Below are 3268 nucleotides of genomic sequence, written 5' to 3'. Positions count from 1 at the left end.
GAGGGGGTTGGGGGTGGGGTTCTTGTTCCGGGTTTGATGACAATTTGCTGTAAATGGGGCTTATCAATAGCATCTATTATTTTTTTGTCAAGTTCTATTGACACTTTGTAACAATCTTGTTATATTAGTTTACATAAGGTAACAAACCAAAGAAAAAAATTATGTATACCACAACGGATGAAAAAGGCATTCTTAACAACTACGCCAAAGAACCAAGACTTTACCACGCAGAATTTCCTAGTAAGGCACAACAAAATAAGTATGCTTTTCAAGGCGCAGTAGCAATATTACTTTTAACTTCTATAGTTCTAATTACTTTGGGGGTTAGCTAAAATTTCCCGCTTCGGTATTTGTATCTAATCGTCATTCAAATTTTCTCCTAATCAACCCTGGTCAGTTTCGCCAGGGTTTTTTATTGCCATTTCTTGCTTTACTGCCCACTTAAACGTCGAAGCTGATCTCGAAAATAACAGAAGCTTAATGATTGATTATTATCAATGTCCATAAAAGGAGATATCTTTTCCGCCCAAGTTGTTTTCTCTCTCCCCCTTACAAGGGAAACCGGAAAGTTTGAAAGCCCCTGAGAAACAGGAACGCTAGTTCCGTCTTTCGTGCTTCAGACAGGGGATGAAAAACGACACGATAGGTTTTAACCTATTTCAATATTATCCTTATTATCCTTGAGTTTCAAGCTATCTACCCAATCTTCTATCAATGCGGTAACTGTTTTCTCTCTTTGCGCTGCATATAAAAACAGCTTATGTTTTCTGCGTTCTGAGAGTCGGACTGATACTGTTTTATCTTTCATAATGTCTTGCGGTTGTTAGTACATTGTGTTATTATAAGACAAAGGGAGAAAAACGCAATGTATGGATGCCAGCAAATAGTGCGATTCGTTGTTAGCTGAATCACGGTAATCAGCCCGTACATAAGCTAACCAACCCAATCCAATCATGGAGAAAGGTTGAACTCTCGGTCTGATATGGGTGAAAGTCCCATCTACCAGACTCAGGTATGACTCCCTATCTGCCTACGATGACCCGACTCGGTTTCGGGAGGTCGAAGCTAGGAACAGGACGCAATCAGACATCCGTTGTGGGGTGACACTTGGCGTTAATGGGGAGTTCCCACGGTGAAACAGAGCCTGGAAAAGCAACCTATGGCAAGGCGGGACACAATACAACAACCCGACCTCATTGGAGTTAATCCCCGCCGCATTTGATTTGAATAGCGGTAAGAGTCTAGGGTTTCCAATGGTTGAAGTGGCTACACCTAACGGAACTAACAATCAACCGAGGGAACGAATAAAAACGGACTGAGGGTCTAAGGGAGGTCGAACCCTATAAGTAGGCTGGACGAGCAGCGGAACTCCCTTCAGTTCGGGTAGGACAGACCGTAATTGGTCTGAGGTGTTCAGAATACACAAATTGGAGCAGAGCATGATTAGACACAGAGACAACTCTAATGAATCTTGGAAGACGTTGCCCTGGAAGAAATTTCGCCGTAACCTATTCCGCCTACAAAAACGAGTGTACAAAGCGGTTCAAGTTGGCGACAAGCGCAAAGCTAAGTCCCTACAAAAACTGATTCTGAAATCAACCGCAGCAAGATTACTGGCTATTCGTCAAGTATCACAGCTAAATGCTGGGAAGAAGACCGCAGGAATTGATGGCAAAAAGTCCCTGAATTATCAGGAACGCTTCGAGCTTAATGAACTGCTAAAAGCATCCGCTGGCAACTGGAAACACCAGGGGCTAAGAGAAATACCCATCCCCAAAAAGGACGGCACTATCAGGATGCTGAAAATCCCTACTATTGCAGATAGGGCGTATCAATGCCTTATCAAATACGCACTAGAACCAGCTTGCGCGTTGCAACCTTCCACGCCAAGAGTTACGGGTTTAGGACGGGACGTTCAGCGCATGACGCGCAAAAACAACTGTTCAACAACTTAAACTCCAAAGCCAACGGAACAGATAAAAGAGTTATAGAACTCGACATCGAAAAATGCTTTGACAGGATAAACCACACCGCCATCATAGATGAACTCATCGCTCCTCATAGCATAAGACAAGGTATTTTCCGATGTCTCAAAGCCGGAGTTAATCCAGAATTTCCCGAACAAGGAACACCTCAAGGTGGTGTGGTAAGTCCACTATTAGCTAACATCGCCTTAAATGGAATTGAAAGTATTCATAGATATCACAGGATATCTAATCAGAGAATCACAGACAAAACCACCAGGAAAGATATTACCGAACCATCAATCCGATATGCGGACGACATGGTAATAATACTCAGACCACAAGACGATGCCACAGAAATACTTGACAAAATCAGTCAGTTTCTAGCAGAGCGGGGAATGAAAGTCAGTGAGAAAAAGACAAAGCTAACCGCCGCGACAGATGGGTTTGATTTCCTCGGCTGGAACTTTAAAGTCCAGAAAAACGGGAAGTTTAGATGCGTTCCATCAGTGGACAATTATAAAGCTTTTCGCAAGAAAGTAAAATCCATCGTCAACAACTCGAACTATGGTGCTACCACAAAGGCTGAGAAATTAGCCCCGGTAGTTAGAGGTTGGAGGAATTACCACCGCTTCTGCAAGATGGACGGGTCTAGAAACTCACTATTCCACATCGAAACAAGAGCTTTTAAGGTATTCAACAAGGAAACTAAGCAAAATCGCTACTCTAGTAAACAATTACTGGATAAAGCGTTCCCAGCAGTTCCGTACTCCGAAAACAAACACATCAATGTTAAAGGTGAGAAATCACCCTACGACGGAGATTTGAGTTATTGGAGCGAGCGTAACAGCAAGCTCTATGACAACCATACCTCTAAAGCCCTCAAACGGCAAAACCACAAATGTGGTCATTGTGGGTTAAAAACGCTCAGTGACGAGAAGGTACATCTTCATCATGTTGATGGAAACCACCAAAACTGGAAAACTAAAAACCTTCTAGCCATTCACGAAAGCTGCCACGATTATATTCACATGAGCAAACGCGAAAGCTAAGAACATCGGAAGCTGGGTGCGGTGAAAGTCGCACGCCCAGATTTAACAGAGAGGAGCGCGGGATAAGCGCGACTTGAAAGGTCGTTTAGGACGGAGAGCCGACTCTCCTAGAGAATTCACACTCTCTGACCGAAAGGAATAGCAGACTTTTCTTGGGTCTTATGAGAAAGAGACTAAACAAAAGAAACTTAATTCGATGACAAGTTAGATGGTGTATGCAAGTACAACAAACGGACTAAGAAAACCGCTAGA

2 protein-coding genes and 1 pseudogene are annotated in these 3268 nt (G+C 43.1%); 2 read left to right on the top strand and 1 reads right to left on the bottom strand.

Features of this window, described 5'->3' with window-relative positions:
* Positions 1-161 precede the first annotated feature (161 nt).
* Positions 162-332 carry a photosystem II assembly protein Psb34 gene (psb34, locus tag IQ228_RS23630; protein ID WP_035081681.1) on the top strand — a complete coding sequence of 57 codons (171 nt, stop codon included), beginning with the start codon at positions 162-164 and terminating at the stop codon, positions 330-332.
* 317 nt (positions 333-649) lie between these two features.
* Here psb34 and IQ228_RS23625 read toward each other — a convergent pair whose 3' ends face one another.
* Complete coding sequence (locus IQ228_RS23625; RefSeq protein ID WP_193964642.1) at positions 650-808, bottom strand: hypothetical protein; 159 nt, start codon at positions 806-808, stop codon at positions 650-652.
* 631 nt (positions 809-1439) lie between these two features.
* On the opposite strand from IQ228_RS23625, the pseudogene IQ228_RS23620 reads away from it, so the two are divergent.
* A pseudogene (locus IQ228_RS23620) lies at positions 1440-3016 on the top strand (group II intron reverse transcriptase/maturase).
* The last annotated feature ends 252 nt before the right edge of the window (positions 3017-3268 follow it).

Source organism: Dolichospermum sp. LEGE 00246, from assembly GCF_015207865.1.
GTDB classification, from domain to species: domain Bacteria; phylum Cyanobacteriota; class Cyanobacteriia; order Cyanobacteriales; family Nostocaceae; genus Dolichospermum; species Dolichospermum heterosporum.
Note: the sequence above shows the minus strand (reverse complement) of the source record. Positions and strands in the feature narration are given on the sequence as shown.

Coding starts and splice junctions, on each gene's coding strand:
- psb34 (WP_035081681.1), top strand. CDS start 162: ATGTATACCACAACGGATGAAAAAGGCATTCTTAACAACTACGCCAAA.
- IQ228_RS23625 (WP_193964642.1), bottom strand. CDS start 808: ATGAAAGATAAAACAGTATCAGTCCGACTCTCAGAACGCAGAAAACAT.